The sequence below is a fragment of the Streptomyces sp. Y7 genome (genome assembly GCF_043195415.1).
GTDB lineage: Bacteria > Actinomycetota > Actinomycetes > Streptomycetales > Streptomycetaceae > Streptomyces.
Genome location: NZ_JBIDDQ010000004.1, coordinates 355,334 through 380,287, shown reverse-complemented (window position 1 = coordinate 380,287; position 24,954 = coordinate 355,334). Strand labels below are relative to the sequence as shown.

General features: G+C 70.2%; 19 protein-coding genes and 1 tRNA gene. 11 read left to right on the top strand and 9 right to left on the bottom strand.

Annotation, left to right across the window (positions count from 1 at the left end; all coding sequences use genetic code 11):
• The first annotated feature begins 79 nt into the window (after positions 1-79).
• Positions 80-940: a DUF4184 family protein gene (locus ACGFW6_RS15200; RefSeq protein ID WP_393508600.1), complete on the top strand. Its 861-nt coding sequence runs from the start codon at positions 80-82 to the stop codon at positions 938-940.
• Here the strand turns inward: ACGFW6_RS15200 and ACGFW6_RS15195 are convergent.
• Together ACGFW6_RS15195 and polA are read right to left on the bottom strand one after the other, a co-directional pair.
• The gene (locus tag ACGFW6_RS15195) at positions 855-1,199 is read right to left on the bottom strand and encodes a hypothetical protein (RefSeq protein WP_393508598.1); all 345 of its coding nucleotides are present in this window, start codon (positions 1,197-1,199) and stop codon (positions 855-857) included. The genes ACGFW6_RS15200 and ACGFW6_RS15195 overlap by 86 nt on opposite strands.
• A gap of 529 nt (positions 1,200-1,728) precedes the next feature.
• A complete protein-coding gene (gene polA / locus ACGFW6_RS15190) occupies positions 1,729-4,455 on the bottom strand; it encodes a DNA polymerase I (protein WP_393508595.1) in 2,727 nt (908 codons plus the stop codon).
• A 181-nt stretch (positions 4,456-4,636) separates the two neighbouring features.
• Here polA and ACGFW6_RS15185 point away from each other — a divergent pair, with 181 nt between their 5' ends.
• From ACGFW6_RS15185 to ACGFW6_RS15150, 8 genes are all read left to right on the top strand, one after another.
• Entirely contained in the window at positions 4,637-6,916 is a 2,280-nt protein-coding gene (locus ACGFW6_RS15185; protein WP_393508592.1) for an FdhF/YdeP family oxidoreductase, read from the top strand.
• Positions 6,917-6,968: 52 nt separating this feature from the next.
• Entirely contained in the window at positions 6,969-7,457 is a 489-nt protein-coding gene (locus ACGFW6_RS15180; protein WP_393508834.1) for a hotdog fold thioesterase, read from the top strand.
• 92 nt (positions 7,458-7,549) lie between these two features.
• Positions 7,550-7,957: a hypothetical protein gene (locus ACGFW6_RS15175; protein WP_393508589.1), complete on the top strand. Its 408-nt coding sequence runs from the start codon at positions 7,550-7,552 to the stop codon at positions 7,955-7,957.
• Positions 7,958-8,437: 480 nt separating this feature from the next.
• The gene (locus ACGFW6_RS15170) at positions 8,438-9,667 is read left to right on the top strand and encodes a branched-chain amino acid ABC transporter substrate-binding protein (protein ID WP_393508586.1); all 1,230 of its coding nucleotides are present in this window, start codon (positions 8,438-8,440) and stop codon (positions 9,665-9,667) included.
• Positions 9,668-9,778: 111 nt separating this feature from the next.
• A complete protein-coding gene (locus ACGFW6_RS15165) occupies positions 9,779-10,708 on the top strand; it encodes a branched-chain amino acid ABC transporter permease (protein WP_150503540.1) in 930 nt (309 codons plus the stop codon).
• Between the two features lie 5 nt (positions 10,709-10,713).
• Complete coding sequence (locus ACGFW6_RS15160; RefSeq protein WP_393508583.1) at positions 10,714-12,543, top strand: branched-chain amino acid ABC transporter permease; 1,830 nt, start codon at positions 10,714-10,716, stop codon at positions 12,541-12,543.
• Between the two features lie 5 nt (positions 12,544-12,548).
• Positions 12,549-13,421 carry an ABC transporter ATP-binding protein gene (locus ACGFW6_RS15155; protein WP_393508580.1) on the top strand — a complete coding sequence of 291 codons (873 nt, stop codon included), beginning with the start codon at positions 12,549-12,551 and terminating at the stop codon, positions 13,419-13,421.
• The gene (locus ACGFW6_RS15150) at positions 13,418-14,134 is read left to right on the top strand and encodes an ABC transporter ATP-binding protein (RefSeq protein WP_030949404.1); all 717 of its coding nucleotides are present in this window, start codon (positions 13,418-13,420) and stop codon (positions 14,132-14,134) included. The genes ACGFW6_RS15155 and ACGFW6_RS15150 overlap by 4 nt, the downstream gene beginning before the upstream one ends.
• A gap of 79 nt (positions 14,135-14,213) precedes the next feature.
• Here ACGFW6_RS15150 and ACGFW6_RS15145 read toward each other — a convergent pair whose 3' ends face one another.
• Positions 14,214-14,870 (bottom strand): ANTAR domain-containing response regulator, encoded by a 657-nt coding sequence (locus tag ACGFW6_RS15145; RefSeq protein ID WP_030949406.1) that lies wholly within the window; start codon positions 14,868-14,870, stop codon positions 14,214-14,216.
• A 101-nt stretch (positions 14,871-14,971) separates the two neighbouring features.
• Here ACGFW6_RS15145 and ACGFW6_RS15140 point away from each other — a divergent pair.
• Positions 14,972-15,046 (top strand) — tRNA-Leu (locus tag ACGFW6_RS15140).
• A gap of 73 nt (positions 15,047-15,119) precedes the next feature.
• On the opposite strand, the gene pyk is transcribed toward ACGFW6_RS15140, so the two are convergent.
• Both pyk and ACGFW6_RS15130 read right to left on the bottom strand, forming a co-directional pair.
• Positions 15,120-16,556 (bottom strand): pyruvate kinase, encoded by a 1,437-nt coding sequence (pyk, locus tag ACGFW6_RS15135; RefSeq protein WP_393508576.1) that lies wholly within the window; start codon positions 16,554-16,556, stop codon positions 15,120-15,122.
• Positions 16,557-16,696: 140 nt separating this feature from the next.
• On the bottom strand, positions 16,697-17,410 hold the full coding sequence (locus ACGFW6_RS15130; RefSeq protein ID WP_393508573.1) for an SIMPL domain-containing protein: 714 nt from the start codon (positions 17,408-17,410) through the stop codon (positions 16,697-16,699).
• Between the two features lie 138 nt (positions 17,411-17,548).
• Here ACGFW6_RS15130 and ACGFW6_RS15125 point away from each other — a divergent pair, with 138 nt between their 5' ends.
• A complete protein-coding gene (locus tag ACGFW6_RS15125) occupies positions 17,549-19,357 on the top strand; it encodes a bifunctional metallophosphatase/5'-nucleotidase (RefSeq protein WP_393508570.1) in 1,809 nt (602 codons plus the stop codon).
• Between the two features lie 49 nt (positions 19,358-19,406).
• Here ACGFW6_RS15125 and ACGFW6_RS15120 read toward each other — a convergent pair whose 3' ends face one another.
• The 4 genes from ACGFW6_RS15120 to ACGFW6_RS15105 form a co-directional block, all read right to left on the bottom strand.
• The gene (locus ACGFW6_RS15120) at positions 19,407-19,787 is read right to left on the bottom strand and encodes a hypothetical protein (RefSeq protein ID WP_393508567.1); all 381 of its coding nucleotides are present in this window, start codon (positions 19,785-19,787) and stop codon (positions 19,407-19,409) included.
• A gap of 4 nt (positions 19,788-19,791) precedes the next feature.
• Positions 19,792-21,468: a hypothetical protein gene (locus ACGFW6_RS15115; protein ID WP_393508564.1), complete on the bottom strand. Its 1,677-nt coding sequence runs from the start codon at positions 21,466-21,468 to the stop codon at positions 19,792-19,794.
• A gap of 386 nt (positions 21,469-21,854) precedes the next feature.
• Complete coding sequence (locus ACGFW6_RS15110; protein ID WP_393508561.1) at positions 21,855-23,306, bottom strand: lysine N(6)-hydroxylase/L-ornithine N(5)-oxygenase family protein; 1,452 nt, start codon at positions 23,304-23,306, stop codon at positions 21,855-21,857.
• Positions 23,303-24,826, bottom strand: a complete 1,524-nt coding sequence (locus ACGFW6_RS15105) for a pyridoxal phosphate-dependent decarboxylase family protein (RefSeq protein WP_393508558.1) — start codon at positions 24,824-24,826, stop codon at positions 23,303-23,305. Before ACGFW6_RS15105 ends, ACGFW6_RS15110 begins: the two co-directional genes overlap by 4 nt.
• Positions 24,827-24,954 lie beyond the last annotated feature (128 nt).

Below are 24,954 nucleotides of genomic sequence, written 5' to 3'. Positions count from 1 at the left end.
TCCGTCGTACGCCCCCCATACTGGCTACTCCGACGACCTGGACGTACAGGTCCCGCAACACCCCGCGCAAGGAGCCCCGTTGCCGTTCACACTCAGCCATGCGGCGGCGGTGCTGCCGGGCGTGCGCACCGACGGAACCGGCCGGGGCACGCTCGTACCGGCCGTGCTGGTGGCAGGTTCGTTCGCTCCCGACATGACCTATTACGCGGCGAGTGTCCTGCCCGGGGCGATGGAGTTCGGCGACGTCACGCATTCGTTCGGGGGTGTGTTCACGGTCGACGTGGTGGTCGCCTGGGCGCTGGTGGGCCTGTGGCTCCTGCTGCGCGAACCGCTCGTGGCGCTGCTGCCGGCCGGGCGGCAGGCCCGGGTGGCCACGCTGCTGCGCTGCGGGGCGCCACGCACGCGTGTGGGGCTTTCGATGGCGGCGCGCTGGTACGTCTCGGCCGTGCTCGGCGCGCTGACGCATGTCGTGTGGGACGCGTTCACGCATCTCGACCGCTGGGGCATGCGGCTGTTCCCCGTGCTGGGCGAGGAGATCGCGGGGTCGCCGCTGTACTGGTACCTCCAGTACGGCGGTTCGGCGGTGGCGGCGGTCGTCATCGCCGCGTTCGTGGTCGTGGCCCTGGGGCGGACGGTTCCGGCCGCGCCGGTCGGGGTTCCCGCGCTCTCCGTACGGGACCGCTGGTGGGCCGGCGCCGTGATCGGCGGCCTGGCCGCGGTGGCCGCCGGGCAGCGGGCGTCGCGGTGGTGGGCGTCCTGGGGATCGACCGCGAAGTACTGGGAGCTGATTCCGACGCTGTGCTTCGGTGCGGGCGCGGGGCTCGTCCTCGGGCTGGTGCTGTACGCCCTCGGGGTCAGGGTGTGGCGTCCTCTTCCGCGCCCGGGCAGTGCGGGGGCCGGTGGGGCGGGGCGGGAGCCGAGCCGCCCTGCTGCTCGCTGAGGGCACGGGCGGTCGCGAGGAACACCGTGATGACGCGGACGGGGCGGTAGCGCGGGAGCGCGGTGCGGGCGAGGGTCAGCCGGTCGCGGAGGGCTGCCGCCGTGCGCCGCAGGGGGGCCGTGCGGTCGGTCGGGATGCGGGCGGTGCCGGCGTCGGCGGCGAACGGTGGGACCGAGGGCGGCTTGGTGGAGGGGGTGTCCTGGCTGTCCACGTTCGCCGGTGCCGGTGCCGTCCGGCGGTGGAGCGTGCGTATACCCATGCCCGCATCCTTACGGGCGGGGGGTGGCGGGAGCGTGTTTGCGGGGGCCACGTGGGTGACGGTCCCTCCGGGGGTGGGGCCGGGTCCCGCTGCGTCTGCCGGGTGCTGTGGTTCTGGGACCGCGGGTCCGTCGTGGCCGGCGGCGCGCGGTGGTCTTGCGGCTGCCGGTTCGTCGTGGCCGGTCGCGCAGTTCCCCGCGCCCCTAGGGCATGCCGGAGGCTGGCCGGGTTCCGATGTGACCGGCGGCGCGCGGTGATCTTGCGGCTGCCGGTCCGTTGTCGCTGGGCGCGCAGTTCCCCGCGCCCCTAGGGCGTGCCGGAGGCCGGCCGGGTTCCGATGTGACCGGCGGGCTGCTGTGGTTTTGCGGCTGCCGGTACGTCGTGGCTGGGCGCGCAGTTCCCCGCGCCCCTTGGGCGTGCCGGAGGCCGGCCGGGTTCCGATGTGACCGCCGGTTCGTCGTGGCCGGTCGCGCAGTTCCCCGCGCCCCTTGTGGGGCGCGGGGTGGGTGTCTGTTCGGGGGCCGGAGGCGTCAGTGCGCTGCTGATTCCCAGTCCGGGCCGTCGCCGACCGAGACGCCCAGGGGGACCCTGAGGTGGACGGCGTCGGACATCTCGCGGCGGACCACGGTCTCGGCCGCCTCGCGTTCTCCGGGGGCGACTTCCAGGACGATTTCGTCGTGGACCTGCAGGAGCATGCGGGAGGTGAGGTTCTCCTCGCGCAGGGCCCGGTCCACGTTCAGCATGGCGATCTTGACGATGTCCGCCGCCGTGCCCTGGATGGGGGCGTTGAGGGCCATGCGCTCGGCCGCCTCGCGGCGCTGGCGGTTGTCGCTGTTGAGGTCGGGGAGGTAGCGGCGGCGACCGAAGAGCGTCGCCGTGTAGCCGGTCGCCCGTGCCTCGTCGACCGCGCGGCGGAGGTAGTCGCGTACGCCGCCGAAGCGCTCGAAGTAGGCGTCCATCAGAGCGCGGGCCTCGCCCGCGTCGATGTTCAGCTGCTGCGAGAGGCCGAACGCCGACAGGCCGTACGCCAGGCCGTAGGACATGGCCTTGATCTTGCGCCGCATCTCCGCGTCCACCGCGGTCGGCTCCACGGAGAAGACCTGTGAGGCGGCCGTGGTGTGCAGGTCCTCCCCCGAGGTGAACGCCTCGATCAGGCCCTCGTCCTCGGACAGGTGGGCCATCACGCGCAGCTCGATCTGGCTGTAGTCGGCCGTCATCAGGGACTCGAAGCCCTCGCCGACCACGAAGCCCCGGCGGATCGCCCGGCCCTCGTCCGTGCGGACGGGGATGTTCTGCAGGTTCGGGTCGGTCGAGGACAGGCGGCCGGTCGCCGCGACCGTCTGGTTGAACGTCGTGTGGATACGGCCGTCCAACGCGATCGTCTTGATCAGGCCCTCGACGGTGACGCGCAGCTTCGCCTGCTCGCGGTGGCGCAGCATGATGACCGGCAGTTCGTTGTCGGTCTGGCCGGCCAGCCAGGCCAGGGCGTCGGCGTCCGTGGTGTAGCCGGTCTTCGTCTTCTTCGTCTTGGGCAGCGCGAGCTCGCCGAAGAGGACCTCCTGGAGCTGCTTGGGCGAGCCCAGGTTGAACTCGTGTCCGGCCGCGGCGTGCGCCTCCTTCACGGCCTGCTGCACGGCGCCCGCGAACATCTGCTCCATGGCCTCCAGGTGCGCCCGGTCGGCCGCGATGCCGTGCCGCTCCATGCGGGCCAGCAGCGCGGAGGTCGGCAGCTCCATGTCGCGGAGCAGGTCCGCGGCGCCCACCTCCTGCAGCCGGCCCTCGAAGGCCTCGCCCAGGTCCAGGACCGCGCGGGCCTGGATCATCAGCACCTCGGCCTCGGCTCCGTCGTCCGCGCCGAAGGCCAGCTGGCCGTCGGCCGCGGCGGCCGGCGCCAGCTCGCGGTGGAGGTACTCCAGGGACAGCGCGTCCAGGTCGAAGGAGCGGCGGCCCGGCTTGACCAGGTACGCGGCTAGCGCGGTGTCCATCCGGACGCCGTCGATGCTCCAGCCGTGCTCGGCGAAGACGCGCATCGCGCCCTTGGCGTTGTGGAAGACCTTCGGCCTGCCCGCGTCGGCCAGCCAGGCCGCGAACGCCTTCTCGTCGGCCTCGTCCAGCTGCGACGGGTCGAACCAGCCGGCCGCGCCGCCGCCCGCCGCGAGCGCCACCTCGGCGACCGAGCCGGTGCCCAGCGCCCAGGTGTCCACGGTGGCGACGCCGAGCACCTCGCCCGCGTGCTCCGCCAGCCAGGGAGCCAGCTCGCCGGTGCCGAGGACCGCGCCGTCGATCTCCACGCCGTCGGTGGCGATCGGGGTGGCCTCGGCCTCCTCCGCGCCGGGGTCGACGCCGAAGAGCCGCTCGCGCAGGGACGGGTTCCTGATCTCCAGGGTGTCCAGGATCATCGACACGGCCTTGCGGTCGTACGGCTCGCGCGCGAGGTCGGTGACGGTCTTGGGGAGCTCGACCTGGCGCTCCAGCTCGGTGAGGCGGCGATTGAGCTTGACCGCGTCCAGGTGGTCGCGGAGGTTCTGGCCGGCCTTGCCCTTGACCTCTTCGACACGGTCGACCAGCTCGGCGAACGAGCCGAACTGGTTGATCCACTTCGCGGCGGTCTTCTCGCCGACGCCCGGGATGCCCGGGAGGTTGTCGGACGGGTCGCCGCGCAGGGCCGCGAAGTCGGGGTACTGGGCGGGTGTCAGTCCGTACTTCTCGAAGACCTTCTCCGGGGTGAAGCGGGTCAGCTCGGAGACGCCCTTCGTCGGGTACAGCACCGTGGTGTGGTCGCTGACCAGCTGGAAGGAGTCGCGGTCGCCGGTGACGATCAGCACCTCGAAGCCGTCGGCCTCGGCCTGGGTGGCGAGGGTGGCGATCACGTCGTCGGCCTCGAAGCCGTCGACCGCGAAGCGCGAGACGTGCATCGCGTCGAGGAGTTCGCCGATCAGCTCGACCTGGCCCTTGAACTCGTCGGGGGTCTTCGAGCGGTTCGCCTTGTACTCGGTGAACTCCGCGGAGCGCCAGGTCTTGCGGGACACGTCGAAGGCCACGGCGAAGTGCGTGGGCGCCTCGTCGCGCAGCGTGTTGGCCAGCATCGACGCGAAGCCGTAGATCGCGTTCGTCGGCTGGCCCGTCGCGGTCGTGAAGTTCTCCGCGGGGAGCGCGAAGAACGCGCGGTAGGCCAGCGAGTGCCCGTCCATGAGCATCAGGCGGGGCCGGCTGCCCCCGGGGTTGCTGTCGGTCTTCTTCGATGCTGTCTCTGCCACGCCCCCGATCCTGCCACGCCCCACTGACAGTCGGTCCCCATCGGGGGTGCGGTGCTGTGGAGGGGATGTGCGGGCCCGTGCGGTGGGAGATCTCAGGTGCCGGGACCCCGCGCCGTGTTGTCCGTGCCGCGTGCGAGGATCGGAGATGTAGCTCACACGTGTACGTGAAGAGGAGTGCGCGATGGCCAGCAAGCCGCCCAAGGGTGATCCGGTTCAGGACGCGCCGCAGGTCGCCGAGCCGCAGCATGCGGCGGCGGGGTTGCCTGCCATCGGGCACACCCTGCGCATCGCGCAGCAGCAGATGGGCGTGAAGCGGACCATGCTGACGCTGCTCAGCGTCAACCAGAAGAACGGCTTCGACTGCCCGGGCTGCGCCTGGCCGGAGCCGGAGCACCGGCACAAGGCGGAGTTCTGTGAGAACGGCGCCAAGGCGGTGGCCGAGGAGGCGACCCTGCGCCGGGTCACTCCGGAGTTCTTCGCGGCGCACTCGGTGGCGGACCTCGCGACGCGCAGCGGGTACTGGCTGGGACAGCAGGGCCGGCTGACGCATCCCATGTACCTCCCGGAGGGCGGCACGCACTACGAGCCGGTCACCTGGGAGCGGGCCTTCGACATCGTCGCCGAGGACATCGACGCGCTCGGCTCCCCCGACGAGGCCGTCTTCTACACCTCGGGCCGCACCAGCAACGAGGCGGCGTTCCTCTATCAGCTCTTCGCGCGCGAGCTCGGCACGAACAACCTGCCGGACTGCTCCAACATGTGCCACGAGTCGTCCGGGTCGGCGCTGTCGGAGACGATCGGCATCGGCAAGGGCAGCGTCCTGCTCGACGACCTGTACAAGGCCGAGCTGATCATCGTCGCCGGCCAGAACCCGGGGACCAACCACCCGCGCATGCTGTCCGCCCTGGAGAAGGCCAAGGCGAACGGCGCGAAGATCATCACCGTCAATCCGCTGCCCGAGGCCGGCCTGGAGCGCTTCAAGAACCCGCAGACGCCGCAGGGCATGCTCAAGGGCGCCGCGCTCACGGACCTGTTCCTGCAGATCCGCATCGGCGGCGACCAGGCCCTGTTCCGGCTCCTCAACAAGCTGATCCTGGAGACGGACGGCGCGGTCGACGAGGAGTTCGTGCGCGAACACACGCATGGCTACGAGGAGTTCGCCGCGGCCGCCCGTGCCGCGGACTGGGACGAGACGCTGACGGCGACCGGCCTCACGCGCGAGGACATCGACAAGGCCATGTCGATGATCCTGGCCTCGCGGCGCACCATCGTGTGCTGGGCGATGGGCCTGACCCAGCACAAGCACTCGGTGCCCACGATCCGCGAAGTCGTCAACTTCCTCCTGCTGCGCGGCGACATCGGCCGTCCGGGCTCGGGCGTGTGCCCGGTGCGCGGTCACTCCAACGTGCAGGGCGACCGCACGATGGGCATTTTCGAGCGGCCCGCCCCTGCCTTCCTGGACGCCCTGGAGAAGGAGTTCGGCTTCGCGCCTCCGCGGGAGCACGGCTTCGACGTCGTACGGGCCATCCGCGCGATGCGTGACGGCGAGGCGAAGGTCTTCTTCGCGATGGGCGGCAACTTCGTGGCGGCCACGCCCGACACGGAGGTCACCGAGGCGGCGATGCGCCGCGCCCGGCTGACCGTGCACGTGTCGACGAAGCTCAACCGCAGCCACGTCGTCACGGGCGCCCGCGCGCTGATCCTGCCGACGCTGGGCCGCACCGAGCGCGATCTCCAGGGCAGCGGCGAGCAGTCCGTGACCGTCGAGGACTCGATGGGCATGGTGCACGCCTCGCGCGGCCGGCTGGAGCCGGCGAGCGCGCATCTGCTGTCGGAGCCGGCGATCGTATGCCGTCTGGCCCGGCGGGTGCTGGGCGAGGGCAGCGTCACGCCGTGGGAGGAGTTCGAGAAGGACTACGCGACGATCCGCGACCGCATCGCGCGGGTGATCCCCGGCTTCGAGGACTTCAACGCGCGCGTGGCGCGACCGGGCGGCTTCACGCTCCCGCACGCCCCGCGCGACGAACGCCGCTTCCCGACGGCGACCGGCAAGGCCAACTTCACGGCGGCCCCGGTCGAGTACCCGGAGGTCCCCGAGGGGCGGCTGCTGCTGCAGACCCTGCGGTCGCACGACCAGTACAACACCACGATCTACGGGCTCGACGACCGTTACCGCGGCATCAGGAACGGCCGCCGGGTGGTCATGATCAACCCCGAGGACGCACAGCGCCTGAAGATCGCCGACGGCTCGTACGTCGATCTGGTCGGCGAGTGGAAGGACGGCGTCGAGCGGCGGGCGCCCGGGTTCCGGGTGGTGCACTATCCGACGGCCCGCGGCTGCGCGGCGGCGTACTACCCGGAGACCAACGTGCTGGTCCCGCTGGACGCCACCGCGGACACCAGCAACACCCCGGCCAGCAAGTCCGTCGTCGTCCGTCTGGAACAATCGGCGACCGACTGAGCGTTTGCTCAGTCGTCCCGTAGCGACTGAGCACATGAACGGAGCCGAGCCCATGGGCGAGCAGCAGCACGTGAAGTTCCCGCAAGAGGTCATCGACGAGTACGCCGCGCTCGGCGTCGACCTGCCGGGACTGTTCTCCGCCGGGCACCTCGGTACGCGCACGGGCGTGGAGATCGTGGAGGCGTCCGCGGAGCGGGTCGTGGGGACCATGCCGGTGGAGGGGAACACCCAGCCCTACGGACTGCTGCACGGCGGCGCCTCGGCGGTGCTCGCCGAGACGCTCGGTTCGGTGGGGTCGATGCTGCACGCCGGCAGCTCCAAGATCGCGGTCGGTGTCGACCTCAACTGCACCCATCACCGGGGGGTGCGCTCCGGCCTGGTGACGGGCGTGGCCACGCCGCTGCACCAGGGCCGCTCGACGGCGACGTACGAGATCGTGATCAGCGACGAGCAGGGGCGGCGGGTGTGCAGCGCGCGGCTCACCTGTCTGCTGCGGGACGTGAAGCCGGGCGACGGGGAGCACCTCCGGTCGGCGAACTGACGCCTACGCCCCGACGACGACGATGTGACCACAACCCCCTTGCGCCCGCGGACCGTTGAAACGCCGGCGCCCCACGGCATAACGTCGGGGACATGACGACGGGAGGGCCCCGCCGCAAGGGGGCCGCGCTCGGACTGGCGCTGCTGGCCGCCGTATCGGTGGCCGGCTGCGGCGACCCCGGACCCGGGAGCAACGCTTCCGAGCCCCGGGCGAGCGCCAACTCCCCCTCTCCGTCGGCCACTTCACCGGCGCGGCTGTGCGCGCGGCTCATCGGCTACTGGGCGCGCCGGTCCCTGACCGGCGACACCTACGGCGACTACCAGTCGATGGGCCTGTCCGACGGCCAGTACGAGATCCTGCGCAAGGTCGTCGACGCCGCGCGGACCGAGCGCGCGAGCGCGGACGAGCGGGCGGCGGACCGGCTGATCGACCGCAGGGCACGGGAGTTGTGCGTGGAGCGGTACCGCGAGGGCGAGCCGACCGGAGGTCCATGGGGCTGAGCGAGGCAATGACATTCCAATTTCGGTGCCCTATGCACGAAAAAGACCGGGCGCGCCGAACGCCTTTCACATTCGTAACGCTGCGTAATACCGGTGCAATACGAACCAAGAGTTCCTCTGCCGTGATCCTCTTTCGCACAGGCCACCCACACCCCCCTGGTCGCCTCCGGCAACGACCCCGGTAATCACCAAAACGCGTGAACACTCGTGAAGAAGCTACGCGCGAACGCTGCGAGTTCTCACAATGTGGACAGGGCGAATCGGCCGGAAATCCGCTCTTCCCCCCACGGAGTACCGCTCAGGGTTACCCCGTGTCATAACAAGAGCGTCACAGCATTGGTCAGAGCCTCCTCCATGTTCCCCACCCCCGCTTAGAGTCACCGCCAGTCACCGCGCCATCGGATTCGAAGTCACTTCGGCCCAGCGCTCGACTCGGCGAGTTCCATGGGGAGCCGCCGTGCCAGGGAAAGGACCTGATTCGTGCGTCAACGTTCGATCATCGCCATAACCGCCGCGCTCGCGGCGGGATCGCTGACACTCACGGCTTGTGGGTCGCGTGACGACGACGGCGGCAGCAGCAACGGCGACAAGACCACGGTTGTGATCGGTGTCGACGCCCCGCTGACCGGCGACCTGTCGGCCCTCGGCCTCGGCATCAAGAACTCCGCCGACCTGGCCGCCAAGACGGCCAACAAGAAGGAGTACGTCAAGGGCGTCGAGTTCAAGATCGAGGCTCTCGACGACCAGGCGCAGCCCTCCGTGGGCCAGCAGAACGCCCAGAAGTTCATCAGCGACAAGGACGTCCTCGGTGTCGTCGGCCCGCTGAACTCCAGCGTCTCGCAGCAGATGCAGAAGCCGTTCAACGACGCCGGCCTCACCCAGGTCTCCCCGGCCAACACCGGTACGGAGCTGACCCAGGGCGACGGCTGGAAGACCGGCGACTCGGTCCGCCAGTTCAAGACCTTCTTCCGTACGGCCACCACGGACGAGATCCAGGGCGCCTTCGCAGCCGACTACCTGTACAACCAGGCGAAGCTGAAGAAGGTCTACCTGATCGACGACCAGAAGACCTACGGCGCCGGCCTCGCGGCCTCCTTCAAGGCGAACTTCACCAAGTTCGGCGGCCAGATCGTGGGCTCCGACCACGTGAACCCCGACGACCGTGACTTCAACGCCGTGGTCGCCAAGATCAAGAAGACCGGTGCCCAGGCCCTCTACTACGGCGGCGAGTACCCGGCCGCCGGTCCGCTGAGCCAGCAGCTCAAGGACAGCGGCCAGAACATCCCGCTCATGGGCGGCGACGGCATCTACTCCGGTGAGTTCCCGAAGCTGAACAAGAAGGCCGAGGGTGACCTCGCGACCTCCGTGGGCAAGCCGGTCGAGCAGCTCGACTCCGCCAAGACGTTCATCAAGGACTACGAGGCGGCGGGCTACGAGGACGCGTACGAGGCGTACGGCGGCCTCACCTACGACGCCACCTGGGCCATCATCGAGGCCGTGAAGCTGGCGGTCGAGGGCAACGACGGCAAGGTTCCGTCCGAGGGCCGCAAGGCTGTCCTGGACGCCATGGCCAAGGTCAAGTTCGACGGCGTCACCGGCACCATCTCGTTCGACGAGTTCGGTGACACCACGAACCACACGATGACCGCGTACAAGGTCAAGAGCAACGCCTGGGCGCCGGAGTTCAGCGGCGAACCCAAGCTCGGCTGACGAGGGACGAGTAGAGACTCCCCACTCACACATTGATCCAGGCCGCGCGGGAAGCGTCCATCGGCGCTCCCGCGCGGCGCCATATCCGAACCACTCCACGGAGGCCCTGCGGTGAACGAACTGCCGCAACAGCTGGCCAATGGACTCATCCTCGGCGCGATGTACGGACTCATCGCGATCGGCTACACGATGGTCTACGGCATCGTCCAGCTCATCAACTTCGCCCACGGCGAGATCTTCATGGTCGGGGGCTTCGGGGCCCTCACCGTCTGGTTGGTACTCCCCGAGGGCTTCGGCCTCGGGGCAGCAGTCCCCCTCATGATCATCGGCGGCGTCCTCGTCTCGGTCGCCGTCGGCACGGCGGCGGAACGCTTCGCCTACCGTCCCCTACGCACCGCGCCACGGCTGGCACCCCTCATCACCGCCATCGGTCTGTCCATCGTCCTGCAGCAGGCCGTGTGGATGTGGTACCCGGACGCGAAGAAGGACCACCCCTTCCCGCAGTTCCACGGCGGCCCCATCGAGATCCTCGGCGCCAACATCCAGCGCGGTGACCTCTTCGTCCTCATAGCCGCGCCGCTGTGCATGCTCGCCCTGGGCTTCTTCGTCACGAAGACGCGCTCCGGCCGCGGTATGCAGGCCACCGCCCAGGACCCGGACACGGCCAAGCTGATGGGCATCAACACCGACCGCATCATCGTCATGGCGTTCGCCATCGGTGCCGCGTTCGCCGCCGTCGCGGCCGTCGCCTACGGCCTGAAGAACGGCCAGGTCGGCTTCCGCATGGGCTTCCTGATGGGCCTGAAGGCCTTCACCGCGGCCGTCCTCGGCGGCATCGGCAACATCTACGGCGCCATGCTCGGCGGCATCGTGCTCGGCGTCGCCGAGTCCCTCGCCACCGGCTACATCGGCGACATCCCCGGCATGGACCTCTTCGGCGGCGGCGCCTGGAAGGACGTGTGGGCGTTCGCTCTGCTCATCCTCGTACTGCTGTTCAGGCCACAAGGTCTGCTCGGCGAACGCGTCGCGGATCGGGCGTGATACCCATGACCACCGAGATCCCCATGGACAAGACCTCCGACACCGTCAAGGTGTCCACCACGGAGGCCACCCCGATCATCCCGCTGCCGCAGGCCGTGGCTCGCGGGCTGGCGGTCGGCGGCTCCGCCCTCGCCCTCATAGGCACCTTCCTCGCCTGGACCTGGACCGAGGAGTTCCCGGGCAACCTGACCGTCACCGGCTACCCGGGCGGCCTTCAGGTCCTCACCCTCTTCGGCTCGCTGCTGACCCTGCTGTTCGCCCTCTCCGGCTACGGCATCCGCGGCCTGGGCTGGCTCACCCCCGGCGGCAAGAACAGCCCCGTGCTCCTCGCCGCCCTCGGCGTGTTCGGCACCACGGGCTACGCCATCGGCGCCATCACCCAGGAGCTCGGCGGCCTGGTCAACCTGGAGCCGGGCGCCTGGGTCTCCGGCATCGGCGCGCTCGTCGCCGTGCTCGGCGCACTCGGCCTCCCCGTCGACCAGCCCTACGACCCGTCGGACCCGACCCCGAACCTCTGGGGCCGTATCCGTCACTCGCTCACCGCGCCCGACCCCGGCCGCGCCAAGGAACTGCCCAACTGGGTCGAGATCCTGGTCATCGCCGCCGGCTTCGGCGTCGGCCTGTACGTCTTCACGTACGGCATCAGCACCGAGTACTCCGAGCTGTTCATCGGCTTCCTGATCGTCGCGGCCTTCGGCTTCACCGCCGTCACCCGCGCCGGTCTGCTGAAGCGGCTGTCGGCCCTGACCGCCAAGCACCGCAACGTCACCCTCACGGCGGCGTTCGCTGCGGCGATCTGCTTCCCCTTCACCCAGTCCAACGACCAGTTCGCCCTCATCGGCGCGAACATCCTGATCTTCGCCACGGTCGCCCTGGGTCTCAACGTCGTCGTCGGCCTCGCCGGCCTGCTCGACCTCGGTTACGTCGCCTTCCTCGGTGTCGGCGCCTACGCCGCCGCCCTGGTCTCCGGCTCCCCCGCGTCGACCATCGGCGTGCACTTCCCGTTCTGGGCGGCCGTCCTCACCGGCGCCGCCGCCTCGCTGATCTTCGGCGTGGTGATCGGTGCTCCGACCCTGCGGCTGCGCGGCGACTACCTCGCCATCGTGACGCTCGGCTTCGGTGAGATCTTCCGCATCACCATGAACAACCTGAACGGCAACAGCGGCCCGGACGTCACCAACGGCTCCAACGGCATCCCGCAGATCCCCGACCTGGAGATCTTCGGGTTCAACCTCGGAGTCCCGCACAACGTCCTCGGCCACGAGCTGACCCGCTCGGCCAACTACTACCTGCTGATGCTGCTGTTCACGGCGATCGTCGTGATGGTCTTCCGCCGCTCGGCGGAGTCCCGCATCGGCCGCGCGTGGGTGGCCATCCGCGAGGACGAGACGGCCGCGACCGCGATGGGCATCAACGGCTTCCGCCTGAAGCTCCTCGCCTTCGCGCTCGGCGCCTCCCTCGCCGGTCTCGCGGGCACCGTCCAGGCGCACGTGTCCTACAGCGTGACCCCCGAGCAGTACCAGTTCGCCGGCTCCGTCCCGCCGAACTCGGCGTTCCTGCTCGCCGCCGTCATCCTCGGCGGCATGGGCACCATCAGCGGCCCGCTGATCGGCGCCGCGCTGCTCTACCTGATCCCGGCCAAGCTCCAGTTCATGGCGGAGTACCAGCTGCTGCTCTTCGGCTTCGCGCTGATGCTGCTGATGCGCTTCCGTCCCGAGGGCCTGGTCGCCGACCGCAGGAAGCAGCTCGAATTCCACGAGACCGGACAGCTCGACGTACCGGAGGACAAGCCATTGCCCGAAGGCGCGACCGGCGTCGCGAAGGCAGGGGCGTGACCGCCATGACGACCACCACGACCGCACCCAGCACGACCACGGTGCTCGACGCGAGCGGTGTCACCATGCGCTTCGGCGGCCTGACCGCCGTACGCAACGTGGACCTCACCGTGAACACCGGAGAGATCGTCGGCCTGATCGGCCCCAACGGCGCCGGCAAGACGACCTTCTTCAACTGCCTCACCGGTCTGTACGTGCCGACCGAGGGCAAGGTCGCCTACAAGGGCACCGTCCTGCCGCCCAAGCCGCACCTGGTCACCCAGGCCGGCATCGCCCGTACGTTCCAGAACATCCGGCTCTTCGCCAACATGACCGTTCTGGAGAACGTGCTGGTCGGACGGCACACCCGGACCAAGGAAGGCCTCTGGTCGGCGCTGCTGCGCCTGCCCGGCTTCAAGAAGGCCGAGGACGCCTCCCGGGCCCGTGCCATGGAGCTGCTGGAGTTCACCGGTCTGGCCGCCAAGGCCGACCACCTCGCCCGCAACCTGCCCTACGGTGAGCAGCGCAAGCTGGAGATCGCCCGGGCGCTGGCGAGCGAGCCGGGTCTGCTCCTCCTCGACGAGCCGACCGCCGGTATGAACCCGCAGGAGACCCGGGCGGCCGAGGAGCTCATCTTCGCCATCCGGGACCAGGGCATCGCCGTCCTCGTCATCGAGCACGACATCCGGTTCATCATGAACCTCTGCGACCGGGTCGCCGTGCTGGTCCAGGGCGAGAAGATCGTCGAGGGCCCCGCCGAGGTCGTCCAGGCCGACGAGCGCGTCATCGCCGCCTACCTCGGCACGCCCTTCGAGGGCGCGCCGGGTGCGGCGGAAGCCGCCGAGGTCGAGGCTGCGGAGGCTGACGCGCAGAGCACCACGGAAGGGGACGACAAGTGACCGCACTGCTCGAGGTCGAGGACCTCAGGGTCGCTTACGGCAAGATCGAGGCCGTCAAGGGCATCTCGTTCAAGGTGGACGCGGGCGAGGTCGTCACCCTCATCGGCACCAACGGCGCCGGCAAGACCACGACCCTGCGCACCCTGTCGGGTCTGCTCCAGCCGCTGTCCGGCGAGATCAAGTTCGACGGCAAGTCGCTGAAGAAGGTCCCCGCGCACAAGGTCGTCTCGCTGGGGCTCGCCCACTCCCCCGAGGGGCGGCACATCTTCCCGCGCATGACGATCGAGGACAACCTCCGCCTCGGAGCGTTCCTGCGCTCCGACAAGGAGGGCATCGAGAAGGACATCCAGCGCGCCTACGACCTGTTCCCCATCCTCGGGGAGCGCAGGAAGCAGGCCGCGGGCACCCTGTCCGGCGGTGAGCAGCAGATGCTCGCCATGGGACGGGCGCTGATGTCCCGGCCGAAGCTGCTCATGCTCGACGAGCCCTCCATGGGTCTGTCGCCGATCATGATGCAGAAGATCATGGCGACCATCCAGGAGCTCAAGGCCGCGGGCACCACCATTCTGCTCATCGAGCAGAACGCCCAGGCCGCGCTCTCGCTGGCCGACCACGGCCATGTGATGGAGGTCGGCAAGATCGTCCTCTCCGGCTCCGGGCAGGACCTCCTGCACGACGAGTCGGTGCGCAAGGCCTACCTCGGCGAGGACTGATCACCCGGCCGATCACCCAACGAACGAGGCCCGTGCCCCCCGGTCAGGGGCACGGGCCTCGTTCGTGTGCGCGGGTACGTCAGCCCTTGGCGGCCTTCTTCTCGTCCGCGTCCTGGATGACGGCCTCGGCGACCTGCTGCATCGACATGCGCCGGTCCATCGAGGTCTTCTGGATCCACCGGAACGCGGCCGGCTCGGTCAGGCCGTACTCGGTCTGGAGGATGGACTTCGCGCGGTCGACCAGCTTGCGGGTCTCCAGGCGCAGGGTGAGGTCGGCGACCTCCTTCTCCAGCTCCTTCAGCTCCGTGAAGCGGGAGACGGCCATCTCGATCGCCGGCACGACGTCGCTCTTGCTGAACGGCTTGACCAGGTAGGCCATGGCGCCGGCGTCCCGGGCCCGCTCTACGAGGTCGCGCTGCGAGAACGCGGTCAGCATCAGCACCGGGGCGATGCTCTCCTCGGCGATCTTCTCGGCCGCCGAAATGCCGTCCAGCTTCGGCATCTTGACATCGAGGATGACGAGGTCGGGCCGGTGCTCGCGGGCCAGCTCCACGGCCTGCTCGCCGTCACCGGCCTCGCCGACGACGGTGTACCCCTCTTCTTCGAGCATCTCTTTGAGATCGAGCCGGATCAGCGCCTCGTCCTCGGCGATGACGACGCGGGTCGTCAGCGGAGGCACGTGCGACTTGTCGTCGTCGGGCGCGTCTACGGGCTGGGGCGACTCGGGGGCGGTCACGAAGGCTCCTCGTTCAGGGGCATGGGTGCTGCTGACAAGAGCCTACCTAGCTACGGTAAGGTGGACGCGCGGAGGGTCGGGGGAAACCTTGGATTCTTCGAGCCCCGGTAGCCCAATTGGCAGCAGGCAACGGATTCAAAACCCGTACAGTGTCGGTTCGAGTCCGACCCGGGGCACTTTTCCTTCGATTTCAAGGTCGCAATTAGGGCCCCTCGGGTAGGAGGGGCCCTAAAGCTTTTCCGGGATTCTCTATCGGGGGCTGTCGTCCTCGCCGATGTGGTGGACGCGGACCAGGTTCGTCGAACCGGAAACCCCGGGCGGCGATCCGGCGGTGATGACGACGGTGTCGCCCTTCTGGCAACGGCCGTATTTCAGGAGCAGTTCGTCGACCTGTTCGACCATCGCGTCCGTGGAGTCCACGTGCGGGCCCAGGAACGTCTCCACACCCCACGTCAGATTCAGCTGCGAGCGGGTGGCCGGCTCCGGGGTGAAGGCCAGCAGCGGGATGGGCGAGCGGTAGCGGGACAGCCGCCGGGCCGTGTCGCCGGACTGGGTGAAGGCGACCAGGAACCGCGCGCCCAGGAAGTCGCCGATCTCGGCCGCCGCACGGGCCACCGCGCCGCCCTGTGTGCGGGGCTTGTTGCGTTCGGTCAGCGGCGGCAGGCCCTTGGCGAGCAGGTCCTCCTCGGCGGCCTCGACGATCTTCGCCATCGTGCGGACCGTCTCGATCGGGTACTTGCCGACGCTGGTCTCGCCGGACAGCATCACCGCGTCGGTGCCGTCGATGACCGCGTTGGCGACGTCGCTGGCCTCGGCGCGGGTCGGGCGGGAGTTGTCGATCATCGAGTCGAGCATCTGGGTGGCGACGATGACCGGCTTGGCGTTGCGCCTGGCGAGCTTGACGGCGCGCTTCTGGACGATCGGCACCTGCTCCAGCGGCATCTCCACGCCCAGGTCGCCGCGGGCCACCATGATGCCGTCGAAGGCGGCCACGATGCCGTCGATCGCCTCGACGGCCTGCGGCTTCTCCACCTTGGCGATCACCGGGAGGCGGCGGCCCTCCTCGTCCATGATGCGGTGGACGTCCTCGATGTCCCGGCCGCTGCGCACGAAGGACAGGGCGATGACGTCGAAGCCGGTGCGCAGCGCCCAGCGCAGGTCCGCCTCGTCCTTCTCGGAGAGGGCGGGGACGGAGACGGCGACGCCGGGGAGGTTCAGGCCCTTGTTGTCGGAGACCATGCCGCCCTCGACGACGGTGGTGTGCACCCGGGGGCCGTCGACGGAGGTGACCTCCAGACAGACCTTGCCGTCGTCGACGAGGATGCGCTCACCGGCGGTGACGTCGGCGGCGAGGCCCGAGTAGGTGGTGCCGCACTGCCCCCGGTCGCCCTCCGCGCCCTCCTCGACGGTGATGACGAAGGAGTCACCGCGTTCAAGGAGTACAGGTCCTTCGGTGAAGCGGCCGAGGCGGATCTTCGGGCCTTGAAGGTCGGCGAGCACGCCGACGCTGCGGCCGGTCTCGTCGGAGGCCTTTCGCACGCGCTGGTAGCGCTCCTCGTGGTCGGCATGGCTGCCGTGGCTGAGGTTGAAGCGGGCGACGTCCATTCCGGCGTCGACCAGTGCCTTTATCTGGTCGTACGAGTCGGTGGCAGGGCCCAGGGTGCAGACGATCTTTGCTCGGCGCATGTTTCGACTCTATGACTTACCGGCGGGTAGAGAATTGGCCCAGCGTGACTACTCAACAACCTTTGCGTGAAGGGCTATTGACAAGTGTTGAATTGTGCGGCGGGGTGCTCCGATGAGCGTTCGAAATACCCCCCGGCAATTCACAGCTGCGGCGGCGTCATGGTGAATCGGGCATTGACCTGGGCGTGGACATGCTGGCGCTGGGGTTCCAGATCGAGCGGGGCCGCCGCCTCGTCCTCGGCGGCGGCGTAGGCCATGGAGCGCATCCGGCCGCCGGGCGCCTGCGGATAGGGCGGGGCGTTCTCCGCGCCGATGTCGGCCAGCTCCACCAGCGCCGCCAGGGACGAACCCAGCGCCTCGGCGTACTCCCGCGCCCGCTGCACGGCCTCCCGTACCGCCTGCTGGCGGGCCTGACGATGGGCCGGCGAGTCGGGGCGCAGGGCCCACCAGGGGCCGTCCACGCGGGTGAGGTCCAAGTCGGCCAGACGGGTGGTCAGTTCGCCGAGCGCGGTGAAGTCCGTGAGGACGGCGGTGATGTGGACGCGGCCGTGGTAGGCGTGCACGCGTTCACCGCGGCCCTTGTCCTTCAGCTCCGGGCTGATGGAGAAGGCGCCGGTCTCCAGGCGTTCGACCGCGTCGCCGTAGGACTTGACGAGGTCGAGGACGGCGGCGTTGCGGCGGGTGAGGTCGTCGAGGGCGGCGCGGCGGTCCTTGCCGCGCGAGGTGACGGTGATGCCGATGCGGGCGATCTCCGGGTCGACCTCCAGACGTGCCTCGCCGCGCACGGCGATGCGCGGGGCGTCGGGGGTGCCGTAGGGGACGGCCGGCTGAAGTTCCTCTGAGGGCACGGTCATACGTCCCACTCTGTCATCGCTTGCTTGGTTACGGCCCCCGTGGGTCACCAGATCGAAACCTCAGAGGTCTGTTGCCGCTCGCCATGAGCAGGTCAGAATCTACGCGCGTTGTCGACCATTCCCACGGGAGAAGCACTCATGCCGTTGAACCGCCGGAAGTTCCTGAAGAAGTCCGCCGTGACCGGGGCGGGGGTGGCACTGGCCGGTGCGGCGGCGCCGACGGCACAGGCGGCGGAGGCGGAGGCCATGACGGCGAAGAAGTGCGAGAAGCGGTACTCGCTGACGGTGCTGGGCACGACCGACCTGCACGGTCACGTCTTCAACTGGGACTACTTCAAGAACGCGGACTACACCGACGCCAAGGGCAACGCGCAGGGCCTGGCCCGGGTGTCGACGCTGGTGAACCGGATCCGCGAGGAGCGGGGCCGGCGCAACACCCTGCTGATCGACGCGGGCGACACGATCCAGGGCACGCCGCTGACGTACTACTACGCCAAGGTCGACCCGATCACCGCCAAGGGCGGCCCGGTGCACCCGATGGCGCTGGCGATGAACGCCATCGGCTACGACGCGGTGGCGCTCGGCAACCACGAGTTCAACTACGGCATCGAGACCCTGCGCAAGTTCGAGGAGCAGTGCCGCTTCCCGCTGCTCGGTGCGAACGCGCTGGACGCGAAGACACTGAAGCCCGCCTTCCCGCCGTACTTCATCAAGAGCTTCCGGGTGCAGGGCGCCCCGCCGGTGAAGGTCGCCGTCCTCGGTCTGACCAACCCCGGCATCGCGATCTGGGACAAGGCCTATGTGCAGGGCAAGCTGACCTTCCCGGGTCTGGAGGAGCAGGCCGCCAAGTGGGTGCCGAAGCTCAAGGCGATGGGCGCGGACGTGGTGATCGTCTCCGCGCACTCCGGCTCCTCGGGCACCTCCTCCTACGGTGACCAGCTGCCGTACATCGAGAACTCCGCGGCGCTGGTCGCGCAGCAGGTGCCGGACATCGACGCGATCCTGGTCGGTCACGCGCACGTGGAGATCCCGGAGCTGCGGGTCACCAACGCCAGGACCGGCAAGGACGTCGTGCTGTCGGAGCCGCTGTGCTTCGCCGAGCGGCTGTCGCTGTTCGACATCGAGCTGACCTTCGCCAAGGGCCGCTGGACGGTCGAGAAGGTCGCCGCGTCGGTCCTCAACTCCAACACCGTCGAGGACGACCCGAAGATCACCAAGCTGCTCTCCGACGAGCACGAGAAGGTCGTCGCGTACGTCAACCAGGTCGTCGGCACCGCCACCGCGACCCTGACCACGGTCGACGCCCGTTACAAGGACGCCCCGATCATCGACCTGATCACCAAGGTCCAGGAGGACGTCGTCAAGGCGGCCCTGGCGAGCACGGAGTACGCCTCGCTGCCCGTCATCGCGCAGGCGTCCCCGTTCTCGCGCACCTCGGAGATCCCGGCCGGCGAGGTGACGATCCGGGACCTGTCGAGCCTGTACGTGTACGACAACACGCTGGTCGCGAAGCTGATGACGGGCGCGCAGCTCAAGGCGTACCTGGAGTACTCGGCCGAGTACTTCGTGCAGACCGCCCCCGACGCCGCCGTCGACGTCGAGAAGCTGACGAACGCGGGCAACCGTCCCGACTACAACTACGACTACGTCTCCGGGCTGTCGTACGACATCGACATCGCGCAGGCGGCCGGCTCGCGGATCAAGAACGTGACCTACAACGGTGCCGCTCTCGACGACGCGCAGAAGTTCGTGTTCGCGGTGAACAACTACCGGGCCAACGGCGGCGGCGCGTTCCCGCACGTGGCGTCGGCCCAGGAGCTGTGGTCGGAGTCGACGGAGATCCGCACCCGGATCGCGGAGTGGGTGACCGCGAAGGGTGTGCTGGACCCGAAGGACTTCGCGTCCGTCGACTGGAAGCTGACGCGTAACGGCACACCCGTCTTCTAGTACGGGCCGGAGGGCCGGCGGCGCATCGGCCGCCGGCCCTCCGCTCCGCTCAGAACAGGCTCGTCACGCTGTCCTGGATGGCCGCCACATCGCCCGCGACGGCGGCCGTGGCCGCCACGCCGGGGGCGAGGAAGCCGAGCCAGCGCAACAGGACACCCCGGCGGGGCTCGTCCTGGGCGAGTTCGGCCTCGACGCGCTCGGCGGCCTCGACGAGTTCCTCGCCGTCCTCGTACTCGTCGCGGTGGCCGCGTACCTGTTCGAGCAGCAGCCGTGCCGCGGCGCGCAGTTCGGCCACCGCCGCCTCGCGGTCGACGCCGGCCGGGGCGCCGGTGGTCGCGGTCGAACGGTTGACGGCGACCGCGCTGCCGTCGATGCGGATGTCACCGCCGGCCCGGATGCCGCTGTTGTCGCCGGCGCCGGTCTCTGCCATGTCGTCACCTTCCTCGGTTGGCGGGCGGAGCGGCGGCAGGAGAGGGAGCGGACGCCGGTTGCCCTGCCGCTCCCGTCGCCTGGCCGCGCCGGAACACCCCGGCGACGCTGCCGCCGACGCCGACGGCGGACCCGTTGAGGGTGACGTCGCCGCCCGCGTACAAGCCGGTGTTGTAGATCGCGGTCTGACGCTGGATCAGTTCGTTGGTGTCGATGTCATGGTCCTCCAGGAACTCCACCAGGGCGTCCAGTACGCGGTGTTCCACCGTCTTCGCGTACAACTCCCGGTCGAGCTGCTGGAAGTAGCGGTAGTAGAGCCGGTCACTGGCCGCGTCCCTGATGCTGAAGGACGCCCCGTAGTTGAAGGTGCGGTGGCGGATCTCCTGGGCCTGGCGGCGCTGCTTGCCGTGCTGGTTGAGCGGCCCGAGCACGCCCGCGGCCACGGAGAAGGGCGAGCCGACCAGCAGCAGGGGCGCGCGCACGGCGGCCTGGGCCACCAGGGCCCACCACTGGCGGAAGGTGGGCGAGTCGAGCAGCTGGTCCGCGATGCGGTAGCGCTCACGCACCGGGGCGAGCAGGGAACTGCTGCCCTCGATGAAGAGCATCTTGCGGTCGGACATCAGCGCGCACCGCAGGAAGAAGGTGATGGCCAGTTCGCCGCTCCAGCCGGTCACCCGGATCGCCAGATAGGGGCGGGCCCGGCCCGCGCCGTCCTCGCGCAGCGCGTCGAGGAGGTCCGGCGAGACACTCGCGCTGGGTGGTCCGGCGGGGTTCGGCAGCAGTTCGGAGCGGGTGCGGTCGTCCACCGCGTACTGCAGGTCCTTGCCGTTGACCAGCAGCAGGTTCTCGACGTGGACGCCGGGCAGTTTCAGTTCGCCGACCCGGGCGGCGAGATGGGCGTTGAGCTCGTGCACGGTGAACGGCACGACCTGCTTGCCCTCCGCGGGACGTGCCGTGTCGAGCGCGAACGACCAGGTGCTCGTCGTCTCGCCGTACCCGACGAAGGGCGCGTACATCGAGGAGATCACGACGTTGCCGCGGTCGCGCCGCTCGATCTCCTGGATCCGCCGCCGGTTCTCCGGACCGGCCGGCTCAGGGGCCTTGTCCGGGGCGAAGTTCTCCCGGCTGAGCTGTTTGGCGACGACGCCGTAGTGCACGGAGAGGGACTCGACGGCGACGATGATCCAGGCCACGAGCCAGCCGAGGATCACCGCCGAGCCGAAGGTGACCGGCAGCATGATCACCACGATCAGCAGCAGCACGGCGAGGAGGACGTCCCGTCCCACCTGGCGGCGCCGGGCCGCCAGGGCGTGCCGCAGTACACAGCCGAGGTCGACGCCCGGCGAGGAGGCGACCGCGCGGCGCGGCTCCTCCACGATCTGCTCGACGGCCCGGCGGGCGAACCTGGTGTCCGTGTGGACGGCCGTGCACAGGTACCGGGTGATGTCCGGGGCGAACCGGGTGGACGAGGCCGTGTCCGGGGCGTGGGAGGGCGCCGGCGGTGCGGCGCCGCGGCGGACGGCGTGAGGCGGCTGCGTCGGTACGGCCGGGACGGTGGGCGGGGCTGGGTCCGGGCTCTGAGTCGGGTCGGCGCCACGTAAGAGGCCGCAGCCGGCGCAGACGGTGTAGTCGCGAGCGTTGTCCGCGCGGCAGCGCGGGCATTTCAGGGTGGGAGTGGTCATGGCTTTCTTCCTCCTCTCGGTTTTCGCGCTCAGGTCGTACGCGTCCGTTTCGAAAGCGGCGGCGTCATTCGGATTCGGACGACGACGGAAATCAGCCATTTCCGGTGATCGGACACGCGCTCGTGGAAAAGGCGGCGAGGGAACCGGCCGGGGCCGGAGATCACGCTCGGAGCAGGGAGGTTGCCGACGCCGGTGGCATCGGCAGGCCGGCCTCCGGACGAAAGGATCGTTTCCCGGATCGGACGCGCCCGTTGCCGCCGCATGAATCGGAAGGTATCAGCGCGCCCGTGAGGACGGGAGGGGCACGGGATATCCGTGCGGCCTTTTCCGCGTCCCCTTCCACGGTTCTTCACCCCGGTCGCACAGTTTTCCCCGAGGCTCCGTCGTCACCGCCTGTCGACCAGCGGGGTGAGCACCGGTGCCTGGCGTGCGGACGGGATGCGGGGCCGCTGTTCGAGGCCGAAGGTGGTGAACGCGGTGCGGCCCGGCAGCGCGTAGGTCTCCTTGCCGGTGACGGAGTTGAGGATGCCGGCGCTGCGCCAGGCCGCCAGACCGAGGTCCGGCGTGCCGATGCCGTGGGTGTGGCGCTCGGCGTTCTGGACGTAGACATGGCAGCCGGAGCCGGTGACGCTCGGGTCCATGACCAGGCGGTACTGGTCGTCGATCCGGGGACGCTCCCGGCTGTCGCGGCGCATGTAGGGGTCGAGGCCGGCGAGGATGCGGTCGAGGGAACGCTCGCGGTAGCCGGTGGCCAGGACGACCGCGTCGGTGGTCAGGCGCGAGCGGGTGTTCTGCTGGAGGTGCTCCAGGTGCAGTTCGACCTTGGTTGTGGCGATCCGGCCGGCGGTGCGCACGCGGACGCCCGGGGTGAGGACGGTGTCGGGCCAGCCGCCGTGTGTGGTGCGGCGGTACAGCTCGTCGTGGATGGCGGCGAGCGTGGCGGCGTCGATGCCCTTGTGGAGCTGCCACTGGGAGTCGAGGAGCTGGTCGCGGACCGGTTCGGCGAGGGCGTGGAAGTAGCGGGTGTAGTCGGGGGTGAAGTGCTCCAGGCCGAGCTTGGAGTACTCCATCGGCGCGAACGCCTCGGTGCGGCCGAGCCAGTGCAGCCTCTCCCGGCCGGCGGGGCGGTGCCGGAGCAGGTCCAGGAAGATCTCGGCACCCGACTGTCCGGAACCGATGACGGTGATGTGCTCGGCGGCGAGCAGGGTCTCACGGTGGTCGAGGTAGTCGGCGGCGTGGATGACGGGCACGGCGGGCGCCTCGACCAGGGGCCGCAGCGGGTCGGGGACGTACGGCTCGGTGCCGATGCCGAGGACGATGTTGCGGGCGTAGGTGCGTCCGAGCGCCTCGGCCTCCCCGTCGGGCGCGATCTGGGTGAAGTCGACCTCGAAGACGTCGCGTTCGGGGTTGAAGCGGACCGCGTCGACCTGGTGGCCGAAGTGCAGTCCGGTGAGGCTCTCGCTGACCCAGCGGCAGTAGGCGTCGTACTCGGCGCGCTGGATGTGGAAGCGCTCGGCGAAGTAGAAGGGGAAGAGCCGGTCGCGGTGCCTGAGGTAGTTCAGGAACGACCAGGGGCTGGCGGGGTCGGCGAGCGTCACCAGGTCGGCGAGGAAGGGCACTTGGAGCCGGGAGCCGTCGATGAGCAGCCCGGGGTGCCAGGAGAAGGCGGTGCGCTGCTCGTAGAAGACGGCGTCGAGTTCGGCGAGCGGCTGGGCGAGGGCGGCCAGCGAGAGGTTGAAGGGGCCGATGCCGATGCCGACGAGGTCTCGGGGGGTGTCGGCGTCCTGGCCCGGGGGGTTGGGGTGCGGGTCGGCAGGGGGGTTCGACTGCGGGCTCATCGGGGGGTGTTTCCTTCCACCAGTTTCAGGAGGGCGGCCAGGTCGTCCGGGCGCGTACGGGGGTTGAGGAGGGTCACCTTCAACCACAGGCGCCCGTCCGCGCGGGCCCGGCCGAGGACCGCTCGGCCGTCGGTGAGGAGCCTTCGGCGTACGGCCGCGACGTCGTCGTCGGCGGCGTGTGCGGGCCGGAACAGGACCGTGCTGAGGGTGGGCCGGTCGTGGAGCTCGAAGCCGGGGTGGTCGTGGACGAGGGCTGCGAACTCGCGGGCGCCGTCGCAGACCTGCTCGACCAGCCGGCCGAGGCCGCGGCGGCCGAGGGTCTTGAGGGTGACGGCGATCTTGAGGGCGTCGGGCCGGCGGCTGGTGCGCGGGGAGCGGCCGAGCAGATCGGGCAGGCCCGCGTCGGTGTCGTCGTCGGCGTTGAGGTAGTCGGCGCGGTGGTGGAGCACCGCCAGGTCGGCCGCGTCGCGGACCGCGAGGATGCCCGCGGCGACGGGCTGCCAGCCGAGTTTGTGCAGGTCGAGGGTGACGGTGTCGGCCGCGGCGAGGCCGGTCAGCAGGGGCCGGTAGCGGTCGCTGAAGAGCAGGCCGCCGCCGTAGGCGGCGTCCACGTGCAGCCGTGCGCCGTGTGCCGCGCACACGGCCGCGATCTCCGGGAGGGGGTCGACGATCCCGGCGTCGGTGGTGCCGGCGGTGGCGGCGACGAGGTGCGGGCCGGGCAGCGCGGTGAGGGCCTCGTCGAGGGCCGCGGGGTCGAGGGCGCCGGCCGGGGCGGGCACGACGACGGGCTCGGCCAGCCCGAGCAGCCAGGCGGCGCGCGGCAGCGAGTGGTGGGCGTTGGCCCCGTGCACCAGCCGTACCCCGGCCCCGCACGCCTCCCGGGCGAGCAGCAGGGCGACCTGGTTGGACTCGGTGCCGCCGGTGGTGATCAGGGCGGCGGGGGCTTCCTGGACGGCAGCGGCGCGGCGCCTCCCCCCGGCGGAGCCGTTCGGTGCCGGGGCCCGGGTGCCGTCGACGCCGTCCGGCAGCGGCGTCGCCCGGTCGCCGGCGTCCTCGCGGTGCCCCGTGTCCCCGACCGTCCCTCGGGGGGACCGGTCCCCCGCGTCGAAGACCTCCCGCGCGAGCGCCCCGGTCACCAGTGCCTCCAGCTCCGACGCGCCCGGCGCCTGGTCCCAGGAGTCGAGGGAGGGGTTGAGGGCGGAGACGGCGAGGTCGGCGGCGGTGGCGAGGGCGAGGGGCGGGCAGTGCAGATGGGCGGTGCAGAAGGGGTCGGCGGGGTCGGCCGCGGTCTGAGCGAGGGCACGGACGACGGTGTGCAGGGCGTTCGGATCGCCCCGGTCCGGCAGGACGTCGCCGACCGCGGCCCGCATCCGGGCGGCCACCGCGTCCGGCCCGCCCGCCGGCAGTGGCCCCCGGCGCGCCCGCGCGCCCTCGTCCAGCGCGTCGAGCACGGTGTCCAGCAACGGCCGCAGGGCGTGCGGACCTTCGGGGCCTGACGCGAGCGACGCAGGCGTGCTCATCGTGTCCTCCCGGGCGCTGGGCGAGAAGGACTTCCAGCTTGTACCCGGATGGACGACGGCGCCCGAAAAGCCCAATGACCGGAACCCGAAAGGGGGTACTTCCGTGCGAGGAAAGCGTGTCGGAGCCG